This is a genomic window from Streptomyces sp. MUM 2J (assembly GCF_022414535.1).
Classification (GTDB): domain Bacteria; phylum Actinomycetota; class Actinomycetes; order Streptomycetales; family Streptomycetaceae; genus Streptomyces.
In genome coordinates this window covers 264,906-283,226 of sequence record NZ_JADWYM010000005.1, presented here as the reverse complement: position 1 = coordinate 283,226, position 18,321 = coordinate 264,906, and the positions used below count along the sequence as shown (strand labels likewise).

Sequence of the window (18,321 nt, the reverse complement as noted above, 5' to 3'; positions counted from 1 at the left end):
GCACACAACACGTCTGGAGGCTCCCTGTGCGCGACCACACCGTCGTCGTCGGATTCGGTACCAAGGGCCGGTCCGCGACCCGTGCCGTCTGTGCGGCAGGCCTGCGCAAGGACCGGATCGTCGTGATCGACCCCGGTTCCAAGACGATCGACGCCGCGACCGCCGAAGGGTACACGGGCGTGGTCGGTGACGGAACGCGCAGCGACATCCTGCGGCGGGCGGAGGTGCACCGGGCGGGGCGCATCATCATCGCGACCCAGCGCGACGACACGGCCGTGCTGGTGACGCTGACGGCACGCCAGCTCAATCCCACGGCGACGATCGTGGCCGCGGTGCGCGAGGGGGAGAACGCGCCGCTGCTGAAGCAGTCCGGCGCCGACGATGTCATCACCAGCTCCGGCGCTGCCGGCCGCCTGCTCGGCCTGTCGGTCCTCAGCCCGTCGGCGGGCCTGGTCATGGAGGACCTCATCCAGTCGGGCCGCGGGCTCGACCTGGTGGAACGCCCCGTCACCAAGGCCGAGGTGGGCCGGCGCCCGCGGGACACGGCCGACCTGGTGGTGAGCGTCGTACGCGGGCACCGGGTGCTCGGCTACGACGATCCGGCCACCGGGGTCCTGGAACTGACGGACCGGGTGATCACGATCGTGCGAGTGCCGGAGCCGGAGCCGGGGCCCGGATCGCCCCGGCCCGGCATCACCCCGGCCTGACGGACGACTGCGGACCGAGGCCGCCCGGCTGCCACCGAGGGGGTGTCGCCGACCGGGGGGCGTCGCGGGACGCGGAGGCGGGCGGCAGGAGTACCGTCCGACCCATGCATGCGATCACGATTCCCGAACCTGGTGGACCCGAGGCGCTGGTGTGGGACGAGGTCCCCGACCCGGTGCCCGGCGAGGGAGAGGTCCTCGTCGAGGTGGCCGCCAGCGCCGTCAACCGCGCGGACATCCTCCAGCGGCAGGGTTTCTACAACCCCCCTGCGGGCGCTTCGCCCTACCCGGGCCTGGAGTGCTCCGGCCGCATTGCCGCGCTCGGCACCGGCGTCTCCGGCTGGAGCGTCGGCGACGAGGTCTGCGCGCTGCTCTCCGGTGGCGGTTACGCCGAGAAGGTCGTCGTCCCGGCCGGGCAGGTGCTGCCCCTGCCCAAGGGCGTCGGCCTGGTCCAGGCCGCCGCGCTGCCCGAGGTGGTCTGCACGGTCTGGTCCAACGTGTTCATGATCGCCCACCTGCGCCCCGGTGAGACGCTGCTCGTCCACGGCGGCTCCAGCGGCATCGGCACGATGGCGATCCAGCTCGCCAAGGCCGTCGGCGCCAGGGTCGCGGTCACCGCGGGCACGCAGGAGAAGCTGGAGCGCTGCGCCGAGCTGGGCGCGGACATCCTGATCAACTACCGGGAGCAGGACTTCGTCGCCGAGGTCATGAAGGCCACCGACGGCGCGGGCGCCGACGTCATCCTCGACAACATGGGCGCCAAGTACCTGGAACGCAATGTCCAGACCCTCGCCGTCAACGGCCGCCTGGCGATCATCGGTATGCAGGGCGGGACGAAGGGGGAACTGAACATCGGCGCCCTGCTGAAGAAGCGCGGCGCGATCAGCGCCACCTCGCTGCGGGCCCGCCCGCTCGACGAGAAGGCGGCCATCGTCGCCGCTGTCCGCGAGCACGTGTGGCCGCTGCTCGCCGCCGGACACGTCCGTCCCGTCGTCCACCGCGAGCTGCCGGTGGCCGATGCCGCTGCCGCCCACCGCGTCGTCGAGGACAGCACGCACATCGGCAAGGTGCTGCTGGTCACGCCGGGATCCTGAGCGTACGCGGGCCGTCGTGGGCCTCGGCCCGGTCGCCGGCCCTGGTACCGCGGCAGGCAACGTTCGCCCCGTCGCGACGTCCGGCACGCTCCCCGCTGCCCCAAGGGGCGTGGGAGGTACCCCCACCCGCCGCACCGGCCGAAAGCCCGGGTACACCCGGTACGAGGACTTCCGGCCGGTGCTCCCCCAAGCTCTTCGAGCAGGGGGGCACCCCCGTAGCACGCACCGGACGCCGCACCTCAACCAGCGAACATTGCCTACGAGGTCTTTCGTCCGGCACGCCGAGAGCACGCACCGGACACTGCGGGCACCGCACCGGACTTTCGAAACACCCCCTAGTCGCGCCTGAGGCGCAGCCCCGCGAACGCGCAGCCCAGCCCGAGTCCGATCAGCACCAGGCCGCTGCCCAGCGGCAGGATCCGCAGAACGGGCTCGGTTGAGGCCTCGGCAGCCGCACCGGCCTGCGGCAGGGGACGCGACGCGCTGGAGGCCGAGGGCGCCGCGGAAGCGAGGCCGGCGTCCTGCGGCTGCTCGTCCAGGACGTCCGCCCCGCCGGTCTCCCCGTCGCCGTTCTCGCCGGCCTCGTCCGCCGGGTCCGGTGCCTTCCTCGCCGGCGCCACCGCCTCTTCCTGCCGTCCGGGGTGCTCCCGTCCCTCGCCGGCCCGCGACCCGGCCCGCGAGGGCTCGGCAGGCCCCGGGCGCGGGACGTGGGAGGCAGCGGCGCTGCCGGTCGCCCCGGGCGGCCAGTGCGAGGCCTCGATCCGGTGGAACGGCACCGTCCAGTGCGGCGCGTCTGCCGGGCGGGGCGGGTCGGCCCGATGGGACGCTTGCGCCGCGTCGGGCGGGTCTGCGGGGGGTGGCGGGTCCGCCCGGTGGGGCAGGTCGGCACCGTGGGGAGCGTCTGCCGGGCCGGACGGGTCGACCCGGTGCGGAGCCCGGGCCCTGTCGGGCGGGATGCCCGGGGGCCGGGCCCCCGCCCGGTACGGCACGGCGGCCGTGTCCGTCGGGACGGCCGCGTAGGCCGCCGGTATCGCCCCCGTCTGTACGAGCAGTGCTGCTCCCAGCACCGCCGCCGGCAGTGCCGTCCCCCTCAGCCATGGAGTAGGAATCACCTCACCAGGCTCACATCCGGCGGCGTTCCGGGCATTCCGGGTTCCGCCGACGGGTCGACCCCCCGGTCGGCACGAGGGCCCCGCGGCGAGGCGGCGCGGAGGCAAAACGGCGGATCGGTCCTCGGAGGGGGCACCCCGGTGGTGAGGTACAGGGGTGCGAGAGAATGGCGGCATGGAGATGCCGAGGAACGAAAGGTCGCCGGAGAACGCCCAGAAGATCCTGGTCGTGGGCCAGGACGGCATGGCACTCGGTGGCGTCGAAGGGGACGAGGACTCCCACGAGACCCCGGTGACGGAGCAGGTCGAACAGCCGGCGAAGGTCATGCGGATCGGCAGCATGATCAAGCAGCTGCTCGAAGAGGTCCGTGCGGCACCCCTCGACGAGGCGAGCCGGGTCCGGCTCAAGGAGATCCACACCAGCTCGGTGAAGGAACTGGAGGACGGCCTGGCTCCGCAGCTGGTCGAGGAGCTGGAGCGGCTCTCCCTGCCCTTCACGGACGACGTGACCCCTTCCGACGCGGAACTGCGCATCGCGCAGGCCCAGTTGGTGGGCTGGCTGGAGGGCCTGTTCCACGGGATCCAGACCACCCTGTTCGCCCAGCAGATGGCCGCGCGAGCCCAGCTGGAGCAGATGAGGCGCGCCCTCCCGCCCGGTGTGGGCCATGAGGGTCAGGAGGACCCGCACCCCGGCGGCCGCTCGGGCGGTCCGTACCTGTAGGCATCCGGCAGCCTCCGGAACGTGAAGGGGCCCGGCGCGACGGCGCCGGGCCCCTTCCTTCACGTCGAACCTTCGCCGAGCGCGGGTCAGGACGGTCAGGACGGCGGGTTCCCGGTCGACACGCCGACCTTGATCTCCACGTTCTTGGGGTCGACCTCGGTGCCGGCGGTCGGGTACTGGGTGATGACCGAGCCCTCGCCGTAGGTGTTCTCGTCGATGTGCGTGACCTTGAGCGTCCAGCCCGCGGCTGCCGCGCACGCCTTGACCGAGTCGATGTACCGGAACGTGAAGCTCGGCACCGCGATCTTGTCGGGGTCGTTGTACCCCTCCAGCGGCTCGGTGCACTCGGTCTCGTCGATCGTGCGGGTGGTGTCCGGCCCGCGGTAGCCCTCCTGCCGCCCCGTGGAGGCCGAGGCGGCTCGGTCGCCGGTGGTGTCGCCACCACCGCCACCGTTGCCGCCGCTTATCGCCATCGCGGCGAGCAGGCCGACGACGGCGACCCCCGCGACCACGATCGAGCCGAGGACCACCCGCCGGACCCCGCCCTTGCCGCCGCGCGGGCCGGGGGAGGCCGCGGTGTGGGGGACCTGGTGGTAAGGCGGCGGGGTGCCCACGCCGCCGTGCTGTGCCCCGTACGGCGCAGGCGTCCGGTAGCCGCCCTGCTGCGGGTAGCCGTAGGTGGGTGCCGGTGCCGGTGCCGGTGCCGGTGCCGGTGCCGGGCGCGGGGTCGGTGCCGGGCTTGGGGCCGGGGGCGGGGTGCCGTACGGGTTCTGGACGGGGGCCGGGGGAGTCGGCTGGTACGGGGTGTGGACGTTCCGCTGCGGGGCCTGGGCGGTGTTGCCGACCGGCGGGAAGACCGCGGAGCCGACGCCCCCGCCGCTCTGCGTCTGCGCGCCCGGCACGATGCTCGGCGGGGACGCCTGGAAGGAAGCCGCCACGCGCAGGCACTCGTCGCGCATCGACTCGGCCGTCGGGAACCGCTCGTTCGGGTTCTTCTTCAGCGCGCGGGCGATGAGCGCGTCCACGGCCGGGGGCAGGGAGCGGTTCACCGAGGAGGCGAGCGGCGGTTCCTCCTGCACATGCGCGTAGGCGATGGCGAGCGGCGAGTCCGCGTCGAACGGCAGGCGTCCGGTGACCAGTTGGAACAGCATGATGCCGACCGAGTACAAGTCGGACCGGGCGTCCACGCCGCGACCGAGTGCCTGCTCGGGCGACAGGTACTGAGGGGTGCCGACGACCATGCCGGTCTGCGTCATCGAGGTGACGCCGGACTGCATGGCGCGCGCGATGCCGAAGTCCATCACCTTGACGACCCCGCGCCTGGTCACCATCACGTTGCCGGGCTTGATGTCGCGGTGGACCAGCCCCATCTCGTGGCTGATCTCCAGTGCCGCCAGCACGTCCGCGGTGATCTTGAGGGCCCTGTCCGCGGGTACCGCGCCGTGGTGCTGGACGTCCTCCTGCAGCATCGAGCCCAGCGGCCGGCCCTCGACGTACTCCATGACGATGTACGGCATCGTCGAGCCGTCGACGTCCTCCTCGCCGGTGTCGAAGACGGAGACGATGTTGGTGTGCGTGAGCTTGGCCACGGCCTGCGCCTCACGACGGAAGCGCTCGCGGAAGGCCTGCTCACGGCCGAGTTCGGTGTGCAGCGTCTTGATGGCGACCTGCCGGTCGAGCACCGAGTCGTAGGCGAGGTGGACCGAGGCCATGCCGCCCTCGCCGAGCAAGTCGCGCAGCTGGTAGCGGCCGCCGGCCAGTGCCCGCCCCGCGTACCGGCCCCGTGCGCCGTCCTGGCTCATGTTCAGCGTCCCCCATCGGCCGTCACGCGCCGATGCCGCGGCCGGAGAGGTCCACCCGCTCGCGGTGCCCCGGCACGGCACGTCGCCGCGCTGCCGTGCGACTCGGGTACGTCCGGTACGCGGGTCGTGCTGCGCCTTGCGATGCACCGCGCCGGATGCCGCGAGGTTCCCGGCAGACCTTTCCGGTCACGGCACCGGTTGGCGGTGATCGAAAGTGTCATTCCCGGCCAAGTCTGCCCCAGGGCACCGACACGTCAAGCTCGGTGCCCGTTCCGTGACCGTACGCGAAAGAAGCGTCGCGGAAGTGTTACGGCGGCCCTACGGCCCGTACACGGGATTTGCGCCCTGATGCGGGCTCGCGGTTTCATGACCGGTCCGCTCACGGGCGGTCCCGGCGGCCCGCTCGGACCGGAGCCTTGCGAGGAGGCTGTAGCGTGGCCGACGGAGACCGTAACAACACCGCGCGCACCGCGGGCAGAAACGACGGCGAGGACTGATGGCACAGCAGCGCGCTCAGGGCCCGTCCGACCCCGAGGCGACTGGCGGCGGGATGTCAGACGGGCCGGAGCTGTGGGGCAACGGCGGGCTTGTCGGGGACGGCCGGTACCGGCTCAGCCGCAGACTCGGCCGGGGCGGTATGGCCGAGGTGTTCGCGGCCGAGGACGTGCGTCTCGGCCGTACCGTGGCGGTGAAGCTGCTGCGGGCCGACCTCGCGGAGGACCCGGTCTCCAAGGCCCGCTTCACCCGTGAGGCCCAGTCCGTGGCCGGCCTCAACCACCATGCGATCGTCGCCGTGTACGACTCCGGCGAGGACGTCGTGGGCGGCCAGAGCGTGCCGTACATCGTCATGGAACTGGTCGAGGGACGCACCATCCGCGACCTGCTGATGAACGCCGAGGCGCCCGGGCCGGAGCAGGCGCTGATCATCGTGTCCGGTGTGCTGGAGGCGCTGGCCTACTCGCACCAGCACGGCATCGTGCACCGCGACATCAAGCCGGCGAACGTCATCATCACCAACAACGGTGCCGTGAAGGTGATGGACTTCGGCATCGCCCGCGCCCTGCACGGCGCGTCCACGACGATGACGCAGACCGGCATGGTCATGGGCACCCCCCAGTACCTCTCCCCCGAGCAGGCGCTCGGCAAGGCCGTCGACCACCGTTCCGACCTGTACGCGACGGGCTGCCTGCTGTACGAACTGCTCGCGCTGCGGCCTCCCTTCACCGGCGAGACCCCGCTGTCGGTGGTCTACCAGCACGTCCAGGACATCCCGACGCCGCCGTCGGAGGCCTCCGACGGTGCTCCGCCGGAACTGGACGGCCTCGTCATGCGCTCCCTCGCCAAGGAGCCCGACGACCGTTTCCAGACGGCGGAGGAGATGCGCGGGCTGGTCCAGTACGCGCTGCAGATGCTGTACGAGGCGGGCGGCCACACCGGCACCTGGAACACCGGCCCTGTCGGGATGCACGACGGCCGGCACACCCCGGTGGGCGGCTTCGCCGGCACCCAGGTGCTGCCGCATCCCGCCGACGGCTACGGCTACGGCACCGCCCAGATCCCGCAGCCGATCCTGCCCGCCGGCTACGGCAGCGGCGACGACGGCGGTTTCGAAGGGCACGGCAACAAGGGCAGTGGCCGGGGCAAGTTGTGGATCCTCGCCTTCCTCGCGGTGATCGCGGTCGCCGCGGGCGTGGCACTGGCGCTGCGGAACTCCGACACGCCGGGCGGAGGTTCGCCGACCACTCCGCCGCCGTCGGTCACGCAGTCCAGCACCGGGGACAGCGCGAGCCCGACGCCGAGCGACGAGGCGACCGACCAGGCCACCGACCACGCGACGAACAACAACTCCGGCGGCGGCTCCGGCTCGTACTACACGCCGTCCCCGACGCCGTCCTGGACGCCGACGCAGACCGCCAGTGAGCAGCCGACGGGCGAGCCGACGGGGGAGCCCACGGCGACCGACCAGCCGACGGGCGAGCCGAGCGGGCCGTCGACGCAGCCGACGGGAACGGCGGACGGCGGCGGCAACGGCGGCGGCAACGGCGGCACCGGCGACGGCGGGACGACGGCCGGCGGCGGGGCGACGGCCGGCGGCGGTGCCGACGGCGGTGCAGCCGGTCCCTGACCGAGGCCGGGAGCCCCTGGGGCGTCGGGAGCCGACGTGGCTCCCGACGGCCCTGTGTCAACCCGTGAACGCGTCGCACACGGCGTCGTACTCCCGCGTCCACCACACCGCGAGCGCGGAGGCGGCGGGGAACTGGCAGTCCGCGCGGTCGTCGCCGCGCTCGTAGTGCCAGCGCAGCATCCAGAAGTCGTTCAGGCGCTCCCACCACACGCGGTGCACGGCTGCGGCGAGTTCCGACGGCGTCGCCCCGGCGGCGCGGCGGTACGTGCGCGCGTAGGAGCGCACCTTGGGCAGGTCGAGGGTTCCGCAGGGCCGGACGAAGAAGATCGCGGCGGCGCGTACGGCCTCCTCGGCGCGGGGCTGCACGCCCAGGCGGTCCCAGTCGACGATCGCCGCGGGCGCGTCGTCCCGGTACAGGAGGTTGAACGGATGGAAGTCACCGTGCACCCAGCCCACGGGTCCGCCGCGCGGTGGACGCCGGTCCGCGTGCAGCTCCAGCAGGGAGCGGCGCTCCAGCAGCCGGTGCCGGGCGAGGTCGTCGAAGGCGTCGGCGGGGTGGTGGCGGCGCACGCGGGTGAGGAGGTCGTCGATCAGGGCGAAGGTGTCGGCGGGGTCGGCGCTCTCCACGGGGTGGGGGCTCGTGGCGGGGCGGGTGCGTCCCTTCGGCGGCATCACCCGCTCCAGGCAGGCGTGCACGGCGCCCAGAAGGGCCCCCAGGCGTGCGCTCTCGGCGCGGGTGAGCTGCCCGCCGTCGCGGTGGCGGCCGTCGATCCACGGGTGCAGGGCGTAGGCGTGGCCGCCGACGACGGCGACGGTGCGGCCGTCCCGGCTCACCAGGGGCGGGGCGACGGGCACGCCCAGCTCGGCCAGGCGCCAGGTGGCGCGGTGCCGGCGCTCGATCGCGTCCGGATCGGCGGTGTCGGGGTCGAAGTGGTGCTTGAGGAAGTAGCGGCCGCGGGTCGTGGACAGGCGGTAGCCGCGGTTCAGCAGCCCTTGGTCGACCGGTTCGCAGGTGAGCGCGGAACCGGCGGCGTACCGGCTGAGAAGAGCGCGTAATGGGGGCGCGTGAGGCGCGGGGGGTGGTACACACGGTCGCGGCACGCGCCCGATGCTAGGGCACGGGGCGGGGCGTTGAGCTGGGGCTTGTCACAGGCAGTCGTAACCGGTCACAGGACGTGCTCGAAGTGCCGTCTCAGGCTGTCGTCCGCGGAGTGGACCGTCGCGATCTCCGGGGTGATGCGCAGGTAGACCGGGTCGAACGGCTCCCCGTCCATCGTCCGCGGCGCCGGGCCGAAGCGGGCGAGCTGGGCCTCGGTGGGCTCCGTGGCCGTGCACCCGCCGACGACCTGCACCGACCACTCGCCCTCGCAGGTCCCCGGCCGCCCCGGTTCCCCGGAGCCGAGGTTGTCGGCGCCGTAGGCGACGACGTGGCCCGCGCACGCGTGCTGGTAGCCGTGGCCGCGGTGCATGCGCAGCAGCACGGCGCCGTCGGCCACGATGTGCCGGGCGCAGGCCAGGACCGGCAGGGCGTGCATGCTGGTGGCGACCCGGCCGTGGGTGACCCGGGCGAGCAGGTCCAGGGCGCGCTGTTGTTGGGTGGGCATGACACCACGGTGCGTGCGCGCGGAGGGCCGGCACCAGAGTCGGCGGCCCCGGGACGAAGGGACGAAGGTCCCGGCGGGAGTGTGGCGGAATCCGACAGTCCGTGCGGTGGAGGCGGGCCGCGTGGGCGGCGGCCCGGGAACGCTGCTGCTTGTGCCCGGTCCCGGCGGCGGACACGACACTCATTCTTGATCGTCTTTCTCGGCGAGGCGCAGCTCAGCGAAAGGGGCCGGCACCGGGCACCGCACGGATTCGTTCCGCGGAAGGTGGATCTCCCGGCACACCTCGACGCCGCTGCCGCCGGGGGAGACGGACGCCGAGCAACGACACGCCCGACCCGGGCCGCGGGAATGCGCACCCGGCCTCTGTCGCCGTACCGGCCTCACCGACCGCCTCGACGCCGTCCCCGGCCGGGAGCGTCTCGCGGGCACCGCGCCGGACCACCTCGTGATCGTCCAGGGGAAATGCTGTGATTTCTCCTTCATCGCGCGCGGGATCAGTGTCACGCGGGCGGGTTGGTCCCGCGTTCGCCCCCAGTGGATCTCCGTTTCGGATCTCCCTTTCGGCGGACTCTTCCCGTGTCCTGGCTCACCGGGATAACGTGCCGTTGTTCCGGCCCCCTGCAAGGCTGTGACCAGGAAGTGTTCCCGCTGAACGCGATTTACTTGGAAATCCAAGCAAAATCGCAGGTCAGGAGGGGTTTCACAGAAATGTGGGCCACTGGGTAACGTGCCTGTTGCAGGGTGCTCGCCGGGGCACCTGCCACGCCTGTTCCCGACCGGGCAGCACCCACCCCGTGCGTCCCGGGCAGCAGGTGAGCCGCACTGGCACCCGGCGAACCCGGGTAGCCGGACCGACGGAGGAGCACACGTGACCGTGGAGAGCACTGCCGCGCGCCAGCCGCGACGCAGCGCCGGTACCAAGAGCACGGCCGGCAAGCGCACGACTGCGAAGAAGCCGCCGAGCACCGAGCCGGAGCTCGTACAACTGCTGACGCCCGAAGGAAAGCGCGTCAAGAACGCCGAGTACGACAAGTACGTCGCCGGCATCACCCCCGAAGAGCTCCGCGGTCTGTACCGCGACATGGTGCTCACCCGCCGCTTCGACGCCGAGGCCACCTCCCTGCAGCGCCAGGGCGAGCTGGGCCTGTGGGCGTCGTTGCTCGGCCAGGAGGCCGCCCAGATCGGCTCCGGCCGGGCCACCCGCGAGGACGACTACGTCTTCCCGACCTACCGCGAGCACGGTGTCGCCTGGTGCCGGGGTGTCGACCCGACCAACCTGCTCGGCATGTTCCGCGGCGTGAACAACGGGGGCTGGGACCCCAACGGCAACAACTTCCACCTCTACACGATCGTCATCGGCTCCCAGGCGCTGCACGCCACCGGCTACGCCATGGGCATCACCAAGGACGGCGCGGACAGCGCGGTCATCGCCTACTTCGGCGACGGCGCCTCCAGCCAGGGCGACGTGAGCGAGGCCTTCAACTTCGCCGCGGTCTACAACGCACCCGTCGTGTTCTTCTGCCAGAACAACCAGTGGGCGATCTCGGAGTCCAACGAGAAGCAGACCCGCGTCCCCCTCTACCAGCGCGCCCAGGGCTTCGGCTTCCCCGGCGTCCGCGTCGACGGCAACGACGTGCTGGCCTCCCTCGCCGTCACCCGCTGGGCCCTGGAACGCGCCCGGCGAGGTGAGGGCCCGGCGCTGATCGAGGCGTGGACGTACCGCATGGGCGCCCACACCACCTCCGACGACCCCACCCGCTACCGCCACGACGACGAGCGGCAGGCCTGGGAGGCCAAGGACCCGATCCTGCGCCTTCGCCGGTTCCTGGAGGACTCAAACCACGCGGACGAGGGATTCTTCGCGGAACTGGAGACCGAGAGCGAGGCGTTGGGTAAACGAGTGCGCGAGGCGGTCCGCGCCATGCAGGACCCGGACCGGTTCGCCATCTTCGAGAACGTGTACGCGGACGGGCATGCGCTCGTCGACGAGGAGCGCGCGCAGTTCGCCGCCTACCAGGCGTCGTTCGCGGACGCTGAGGGGGTCTGATCATGGCAGCGGAGAAGATGGCTCTGGCCAAGGCGATCAACGAGTCGATGCGCCGCGCCCTGGAGACCGACCCCAAGGTCGTCATCATGGGCGAGGACGTCGGCAAGCTCGGCGGTGTCTTCCGCGTCACCGACGGCCTGCAGAAGGACTTCGGTGAGGACCGGGTGATCGACACGCCGCTCGCCGAGTCGGGCATCGTCGGCACCGCGATCGGTCTGGCCCTGCGCGGCTACCGCCCGGTGGTGGAGATCCAGTTCGACGGCTTCGTGTTCCCGGCGTACGACCAGATCGTCACGCAGCTGGCGAAGATGCACGCCCGGTCCCTGGGCAAGGTCAAGCTCCCGGTCGTCGTCCGGATCCCCTACGGCGGCGGCATCGGCGCGGTCGAGCACCACTCGGAGTCCCCCGAGGCGCTCTTCGCGCACGTGGCCGGTCTGAAGGTCGTCTCGCCGTCGAACGCCTCCGACGCCTACTGGATGATGCAGCAGGCGATCCAGAGCGACGACCCGGTGATCTTCTTCGAGCCGAAGCGGCGCTACTGGGACAAGGCCGAGGTCAACACGGAGGCGATCCCCGATCCGCTGCACAGGGCCCGGGTCGTCCGTGAGGGCACCGACCTGACGCTGGCCGCCTACGGCCCGATGGTCAAGCTCTGCCAGGAGGCCGCCGACGCGGCGGCCGAGGAGGGCAAGAACCTGGAGGTCCTGGACCTGCGCTCGGTCAGCCCCCTGGACTTCGACGCCGTCCAGGCATCGGTGGAGAAGACCCGTCGCCTGGTCGTGGTGCACGAGGCCCCGGTGTTCTTCGGCTCGGGCGCGGAGATCGCGGCGCGTATCACGGAGCGCTGCTTCTACCACCTGGAGGCCCCGGTGCTCCGGGTCGGCGGCTACCACGCCCCCTACCCGCCGGCGCGTCTGGAGGAGGAGTACCTGCCGAGTCTGGACCGGGTGCTCGATGCCGTCGACCGCGCCCTGGCGTACTGAGGAGAGGGTCGTGACGACGATGACGGAAGCGTCCGTACGCGAGTTCAAGATGCCGGACGTGGGCGAGGGGCTCACCGAGGCGGAGATCCTCAAGTGGTACGTCCAGCCCGGTGACGCGGTCACCGACGGTCAGGTGGTGTGCGAGGTCGAGACGGCCAAGGCCGCGGTCGAGCTGCCCATCCCCTACGACGGTGTGGTCCGCGAGCTGCACTTCCCCGAGGGCACCACGGTCGACGTGGGCACGGCGATCATCGCGGTCGACGTGGCGGGCGGCGCCGCCCCCGTGGCGGAGGAGCCGGCCGCCCCGGCGGTGCCGGAGCAGCCCCGGGCGGAGGAGCCCCAGCCGCAGGCCCGCCAGCCGGTTCTCGTCGGCTACGGCGTGGCCGCGTCCTCCACCAAGCGCCGTCCGCGCAAGGCGGTGCCGCCCGCTGCCGCGGCCGTCCAGGCGGAGCTGAACGGCCACGCCCCCGCGGCTCCCGCGGCCCCGGCGGCGGAGAAGCCCCGCCCGCTGGCCAAGCCGCCGGTCCGCAAGCTGGCCAAGGACCTGGGCGTCGACCTGGCGATGGTCGTCCCGACCGGCCCGGACGGCATCATCACCCGCGACGACGTCCATGCCGCGGCGGCCCCGCAGCCGGCGCCGGCACCTGTGGCGGAGCCGCGTGCCGCGGCAGCACCGCAGGCCGCCCCCGCGCCCGTGTCGTTCGACGGGGTCCGGGAGACCCGCATCCCGGTCAAGGGCGTCCGCAAGGTGACCGCGCAGGCCATGGTCGGCTCCGCGTTCACGGCCCCGCACGTCACGGAGTTCGTGACGGTGGACGTCACGCGCACGATGAAGCTGGTCGAGGAGCTGAAGCAGGACAAGGAGTTCGCGGGCCGGCGGGTCAACCCGCTCCTGCTGATCGCCAAGGCCCTGCTGCTGGCGATCCGCCGCCACCCGGACATCAACGCGTCCTGGGACGAGGCGGCGCAGGAGATCGTGCTCAAGCACTACGTCAACCTGGGCATCGCAGCGGCCACCCCCCGCGGACTGATCGTCCCGAACATCAAGGACGCCCACGCCAGGACCCTGCCCGAGCTGGCGGACTCCCTGGCGGACCTGGTGTCCACGGCGAAGGAGGGCAAGACGACCCCCGCCGCCATGCAGGGCGGCACCGTCACCATCACCAACGTCGGCGTCTTCGGCGTCGACACCGGCACGCCGATCCTCAACCCGGGCGAGTCGGCGATCCTGGCAGTCGGCGCGATCAAGCTCCAGCCGTGGGTCCACAAGGGCAAGATCAAGCCCCGTCAGGTCACCACGCTCGCGCTGTCCTTCGACCACCGCCTGGTCGACGGCGAACTCGGCTCGAAGGTCCTCGCGGACGTGGCGGCGATCCTGGAGCAGCCCAAGCGGCTGATGACCTGGTCGTAACCGGCCGAGGCGAGCCGCGCGCCCTCCCCCCGGGCCGAGGGGCGCGGCTCCCGGGCCCTTGGTCCGGGGTGTACGTCTTCGGGGCTCATCACGGGATGCGCGGTTACCCGGGCCGTGCCGTCCGGAACGCCCCCGACGGCGCCCGCCCCCCTCGGCGTGCGACGGCACGGGCCCCGCTGCCGCGCTTCGACGGCAGCAGGCCCTCCACCGCTGTGCCCCGGGCATCGGCCCGGTCGGGCGCAGCCGTGGCCGAGGAGCCTGGACGCGCGTCCTTCGCGCGCCGGACGGCGGGGACGGAGGCGAACACCGCCTCGCCGCCCGTCCCGCACGTCGCCGCGGCGGGTACCGCACCGTCCGCATGATGAAAGGGATCCTCCACGCGTACGTGTTGTATCTATCCTGTGGGCATGTCGCCAGCCCCACCCGCACCCGTCAAGCAGCCCCCCGCCGCCGACCGCGTCTACAGCCACGTCAAGCAGGGCGTCCTCGACCGCCGTTACGAGGGCGGCACCCTGCTGACCGAGGGTGAGCTCGCCGAGGCCGTCGGGGTCTCCCGGACCCCCGTGCGCGAGGCGCTGCTGCGGCTGGAGGTGGAAGGGCTGATCAAGCTCTATCCGAAGAAGGGCGCGCTGGTCCTGCCCGTCTCCGCGCAGGAGATCGCGGACGTCGTCGAGACCAGACTGCTTGTCGAGGAACACGCCGCCCGCAAAGCGGTGCCCGCCTCCGCCGCGCTCATCGAGCGGCTGGAGGGACTCCTGGCCGAGCAGCGGGCCCAGGCCGCCGCGGGTGACTTCGCCGCCGCCGCCGTCACCGACCGGTGCTTCCACGCCGCGATCGTCCGAAGCGGCGGGAACGCGATCCTCTCCCGCCTGTACGACCAGCTCCGCGACCGGCAACTGCGCATGGGCGTCGCCGTCATGCACTCCCACCCCGACCGCATCGCCAAGACCCTCGCCGAGCACGCGGAGATCCTCGACGCGCTGCGCTCCGGCGACGCGGAGGCAGCCGTGGCCGTCGTCCACCGGCACGTCGGCTGGTTCTCCCACCTGGCCCGGGGAGAGGTGCGATGAGGCCCTCCCCGGCTTCCCCGGCCGGGCTTGAGGGTGATCCGCCCGGCGGGCGGCGCGCGATGGCCGTCTGGGCCGTCGGCGTCTCCGTCTACTTCGTCGCCGTCATCTTCCGCACGTCCCTCGGTGTGGCCGGACTCGACGCCGTCGAACGCTTCCACGTCGGCGCCTCGGCGCTGTCCACCTTCTCCATCCTCCAGTTGCTGGTCTATGCCGGCATGCAGATACCCGTGGGCCTCCTGGTCGACCGGCTCGGCACCAGAAAGGTGCTCACCATGGGGGCGGTGCTCTTCACGGCCGGGCAGCTCGGCTTCGCGTTCTCCCCCTCGTACGGCACCGCCCTCGCCTCCCGCGCCCTGCTCGGCTGCGGTGATGCGCTCACCTTCATCAGTGTGCTGCGGCTGGGCACCCGCTGGTTCCCGGCCCGGCGCGGACCGCTCGTCGCCCAGCTCGCCGGCCTCGTCGGCATGGCGGGCAATCTCGTCTCCACCCTCGTCCTCGCCCGGCTGCTGCACGGCCTGGGATGGACCGCGGCGTTCGGCGGGAGCGCGCTGGCCGGTGCCGTGGTGCTGCTCCTCGTGAGTCTCTTCCTGAAGGACCACCCCGAGGGCTTCGAGCCGGAGCCGCCGGCGCACCGGGGTGCCTCCTTCGTGCGCCGCCAGATCGCCGCCTCCTGGCGGGAGCCGGGCACGCGACTGGGGCTGTGGGTGCACTTCACGACCCAGTTCCCCGCGATGGTGTTCCTGCTGCTGTGGGGTCTGCCCTTCCTCGTCGAGGCGCAGGGCCTGACCCGTGGCACGGCCGGTGAGCTGCTCACCCTGATCGTGCTGTCCAACATGGCCGTCGGTCTCGTCTACGGCCAGATCGTCGCCCGTCACCACGGGGCGCGGCTGCCGCTGGCGCTCGCCACGGTCGGGGCGACGGCGCTGGTGTGGGCGGTGACGCTGTCCTGCCCCGCGCTGACCTCCACCGGCCGGGCGCCGATGTGGCTGCTGGTCGTGCTGTGCGCGGTGCTCGGCGCCTGCGGCCCGGCGTCGATGATCGGTTTCGACTTCGCGCGCCCGGCGAACCCGCCGGAGCGGCAGGGCACGGCCTCCGGCATCACGAACATGGGCGGTTTCGTCGCCTCCATGTCCACGCTGTTCGCGGTCGGGGTGCTGCTCGACGCGACGGGCGGCAACTACACCGTCGCCTTCTGCGCGGTCTTCGTGCTCCAGGCCGTCGGCGTCACCCAGATCCTGCGGCTGCGGCGGCGGGCCGCCCTGCGGGAGCGGGAACGGCTGGTCGCCAGCCGCGTGGAAACGGTGCACGTTCCTGCGTGAAGGTGGCCGGTCGCGGGGGCCGATGGCCGGTGGCGGTGACCGGTTGGCGTGGTGGCCGGTGCGCGTCTCGGGTGTGCGCCCGGGGCGCAGGGGGTGCGGTTCTGCGGTGCAGATGCGCACGGTTCCGTCCGGGGAGCCGGGACGTGAGGCCGGCCGGGGTGCGGTCGCCGTGCCGGGTGCCGCCGTCGGCCGGGGGCGGGGGCGCGCGTAGGGTGCCACCGGGCGCCCCCCGTTGCGCCCGCCCACCCGTGCCTGTGCCGGACCGTTCACGGCTCGGCGGCTCGGTGCCGCCCACAGCCGTGCGGACGTGGCGTGAGCGCTACGGCGTCACCGTGAAGTTGCGCAGGATCGCCGACGTCAGGTTCTGGTCGCCCTCCAGCTTCAGCCGGTCCGACACCGCCTCCACCGTCACCCGGCCGCAGGCCAGGCGGACGTAGGTCTCCCAGTCCAGGGTGAGGGCGGCGGCGGGGCCGAGAGCCGGAGCCGTCTCCAGGGTGCCGCGGCCCTGGATGTCGATGCGGATGGTGCGCAGGAACTCCACCGGACCGTGCACGTCGAAGACGACGGCCGAACTGCGGGGCGCCTGCGCACGCTCGGCGACGACGACCGGAAGCGCGTCGAGCAGGACGTCGCGGGCGACGAGCGCGCCGGGGGAGTCGAGATCGCCGGGCCGGCCGAGGGCGGTGCGCAGGTCCTGCTCGTGCACCCACACGTCGAAGGCGTGGTTGCGCATGGCCTCCGCGAGGGTGAGTTCCGTGCCGAGGGGGCCGCGGACCTTGGTGCCCGGGTTCCGGGACTCGTTCCGCAGCTGGCGGTTGCGGCGGATGATCGTGTACTCCAGCTCGGACGTCATCTCCGGCGACGTGTGGTGCCGACGCACGTCGACCTGCATCTCCGTGTAGCGCTGGTGGTCGTTGGTGACGTGGAACAGGTCGCGCGGCAGGGTGTGGATGGGCCGCGGGTCGCCGAGCATCTCGCAGTCCAGGCCGATCACGTGCGACACGACGTCGCGCACCGACCAGGCCGGGCACGGGGTACGGCGGTTCCAGTCAGCCTCCGCCAGTGGCTGCACCAGCTCGGTTATCGCTTCGATGGAGTGGGTCCAGGCATCGGCATAGGGCTGGAGAGTGGGATGCAGACTCACGGAACGGGACCCCTCGGCGGTTGGTACACGGGCAGGTGGTGGCGGCGTTGCCAGTGGGAGGCGGCTGCACTCGTCGGGTGTCTTGAAAATCTCCCCGGCTCTCGTCTTCGCTCAAGCTGGGAGGACCCCCAAGTTACGCTGCTCTGAGGCACCCCGGCAGTGCTTTCGTGTGACGATCGTAGGCCCGTGAGGACGTCCGTGGGGACGCCCCGGTGGACGGCTCGACGCCAGGACGGTGGTAGTGTGCGCGCTTCTCTCATCCAGATCGCCGTAAGCGAGGACGAATCGGTCGTGTCGCGCCGGGAGCGCGTCGCTGCGCTGGTGCGAGAACAAGCCGGAGCCGCCGACCTCGTCGTCCTTCCCGAGCTGTGGACCACCGGGGCCTTCGCCTACGAGCAGTACGGCACCGAGGCCGAGACGCTGGAGGGGCCGACCTGCGAGGCGATGGCCAAGGCCGCGAGCGACGCGGGGGTGTGGCTGCACGCCGGATCCATCCCCGAGCGGGACCCGGAAGGACCGCTGTACAACACGTCCGTCGTCTTCTCTCCCTCCGGTGACCTCGTCGCCGCCTACCGCAAGATCCACCGCTTCGGCTTCGACGAGGGCGAGGCCGTGCTGATGGGTGCGGGGCGGGAGCTGGTGACAGTCCGTCTGCCCGGGACGACCCTGGGTGTGGCGACCTGTTACGACCTCCGTTTCCCCGAACTCTTCCGTGGCCTCGTCGATGCCGGCGCCGAGACCCTGGTGATCCCGGCGGGCTGGCCGGAACGCCGCCGGGCGCACTGGACGCTGCTGGCTCAGGCGCGGGCGGTGGAGAACCAGGCGTTCGTGCTCGCCTGTGGAACGGCCGGGACGCACGCCGGAGTTCCGCAGGCCGGTCACTCGATCGTGGTCGATCCGTGGGGTGAGGTGCTGGCGGAGGCGGGTCCCGGCGAGGAGGTCCTCCGCGTCTCGTTCGACCCGGCGAAGGTGGCCGCGACGCGGGACCAGTTCCCCGCCCTGAAGGACCGCGTGCTGGGGCTGGAGGCACCGCACCGGTGACCCGCGGGGCCCCGCGAAGGGCGTCCCCGTCCCCGGATCTGCTTCGGATCTGCTTCCCGGCCGGGCGCCCGGCCGAGCAGGCCGGGCCGGGTCCGCCGCGGTTCGGGAGCGCCTCGAAGGGGCTCGGGGAACTGCGCGACCGGCCAC

14 protein-coding genes and 1 pseudogene are annotated in these 18,321 nt (G+C 72.5%); 10 read left to right on the top strand and 5 right to left on the bottom strand.

What is annotated here, in order from left to right:
- Positions 1-14 precede the first annotated feature (14 nt).
- Together I3F54_RS07725 and I3F54_RS07720 are read left to right on the top strand one after the other, a co-directional pair.
- Positions 15-707: pseudogene (locus tag I3F54_RS07725) on the top strand (TrkA family potassium uptake protein); the annotation flags it as partial.
- 104 nt (positions 708-811) lie between these two features.
- Positions 812-1,798 carry an NAD(P)H-quinone oxidoreductase gene (locus I3F54_RS07720; RefSeq protein ID WP_240117870.1) on the top strand — a complete coding sequence of 329 codons (987 nt, stop codon included), beginning with the start codon at positions 812-814 and terminating at the stop codon, positions 1,796-1,798.
- A 335-nt stretch (positions 1,799-2,133) separates the two neighbouring features.
- Here the strand turns inward: I3F54_RS07720 and I3F54_RS07715 are convergent, their stop codons facing one another.
- The gene (locus tag I3F54_RS07715; protein WP_240117869.1) at positions 2,134-2,910 is read right to left on the bottom strand and encodes a hypothetical protein; all 777 of its coding nucleotides are present in this window, start codon (positions 2,908-2,910) and stop codon (positions 2,134-2,136) included.
- Positions 2,911-3,082: 172 nt separating this feature from the next.
- Between I3F54_RS07715 and I3F54_RS07710 the strand changes: the two genes are divergently transcribed.
- Positions 3,083-3,628 carry a bacterial proteasome activator family protein gene (locus I3F54_RS07710; RefSeq protein ID WP_240117868.1) on the top strand — a complete coding sequence of 182 codons (546 nt, stop codon included), beginning with the start codon at positions 3,083-3,085 and terminating at the stop codon, positions 3,626-3,628.
- Positions 3,629-3,723: 95 nt separating this feature from the next.
- On the opposite strand, the gene I3F54_RS07705 is transcribed toward I3F54_RS07710, so the two are convergent.
- Entirely contained in the window at positions 3,724-5,430 is a 1,707-nt protein-coding gene (locus I3F54_RS07705; protein WP_240117867.1) for a Stk1 family PASTA domain-containing Ser/Thr kinase, read from the bottom strand.
- A 550-nt stretch (positions 5,431-5,980) separates the two neighbouring features.
- On the opposite strand from I3F54_RS07705, the gene I3F54_RS07700 reads away from it, so the two are divergent.
- The gene (locus I3F54_RS07700) at positions 5,981-7,555 is read left to right on the top strand and encodes a protein kinase (protein ID WP_240117866.1); all 1,575 of its coding nucleotides are present in this window, start codon (positions 5,981-5,983) and stop codon (positions 7,553-7,555) included.
- A gap of 57 nt (positions 7,556-7,612) precedes the next feature.
- Here I3F54_RS07700 and I3F54_RS07695 read toward each other — a convergent pair whose 3' ends face one another.
- Together I3F54_RS07695 and I3F54_RS07690 are read right to left on the bottom strand one after the other, a co-directional pair.
- Positions 7,613-8,656: a phosphotransferase gene (locus I3F54_RS07695; protein WP_240117865.1), complete on the bottom strand. Its 1,044-nt coding sequence runs from the start codon at positions 8,654-8,656 to the stop codon at positions 7,613-7,615.
- Between the two features lie 65 nt (positions 8,657-8,721).
- Complete coding sequence (locus tag I3F54_RS07690; RefSeq protein WP_240117864.1) at positions 8,722-9,159, bottom strand: pyridoxamine 5'-phosphate oxidase family protein; 438 nt, start codon at positions 9,157-9,159, stop codon at positions 8,722-8,724.
- A gap of 868 nt (positions 9,160-10,027) precedes the next feature.
- Here I3F54_RS07690 and pdhA point away from each other — a divergent pair.
- From pdhA to I3F54_RS07665, 5 genes are all read left to right on the top strand, one after another.
- Positions 10,028-11,206 carry a pyruvate dehydrogenase (acetyl-transferring) E1 component subunit alpha gene (gene pdhA, locus I3F54_RS07685; protein WP_240117863.1) on the top strand — a complete coding sequence of 393 codons (1,179 nt, stop codon included), beginning with the start codon at positions 10,028-10,030 and terminating at the stop codon, positions 11,204-11,206.
- 2 nt (positions 11,207-11,208) lie between these two features.
- Positions 11,209-12,189 (top strand): alpha-ketoacid dehydrogenase subunit beta, encoded by a 981-nt coding sequence (locus I3F54_RS07680; RefSeq protein WP_240117862.1) that lies wholly within the window; start codon positions 11,209-11,211, stop codon positions 12,187-12,189.
- A gap of 10 nt (positions 12,190-12,199) precedes the next feature.
- Complete coding sequence (locus I3F54_RS07675; RefSeq protein WP_240117861.1) at positions 12,200-13,600, top strand: dihydrolipoamide acetyltransferase family protein; 1,401 nt, start codon at positions 12,200-12,202, stop codon at positions 13,598-13,600.
- Between the two features lie 407 nt (positions 13,601-14,007).
- Positions 14,008-14,670 (top strand): GntR family transcriptional regulator, encoded by a 663-nt coding sequence (locus tag I3F54_RS07670; RefSeq protein WP_240117860.1) that lies wholly within the window; start codon positions 14,008-14,010, stop codon positions 14,668-14,670.
- Positions 14,667-15,989: a nitrate/nitrite transporter gene (locus tag I3F54_RS07665; RefSeq protein ID WP_240117859.1), complete on the top strand. Its 1,323-nt coding sequence runs from the start codon at positions 14,667-14,669 to the stop codon at positions 15,987-15,989. Before I3F54_RS07670 ends, I3F54_RS07665 begins: the two co-directional genes overlap by 4 nt.
- 319 nt (positions 15,990-16,308) lie before the next feature.
- Here the strand turns inward: I3F54_RS07665 and I3F54_RS07660 are convergent, their stop codons facing one another.
- Positions 16,309-17,133 carry a maleylpyruvate isomerase family mycothiol-dependent enzyme gene (locus tag I3F54_RS07660; RefSeq protein WP_240117858.1) on the bottom strand — a complete coding sequence of 275 codons (825 nt, stop codon included), beginning with the start codon at positions 17,131-17,133 and terminating at the stop codon, positions 16,309-16,311.
- A gap of 243 nt (positions 17,134-17,376) precedes the next feature.
- On the opposite strand from I3F54_RS07660, the gene I3F54_RS07655 reads away from it, so the two are divergent.
- Entirely contained in the window at positions 17,377-18,174 is a 798-nt protein-coding gene (locus tag I3F54_RS07655) for a carbon-nitrogen family hydrolase (protein ID WP_240117857.1), read from the top strand.
- Positions 18,175-18,321 lie beyond the last annotated feature (147 nt).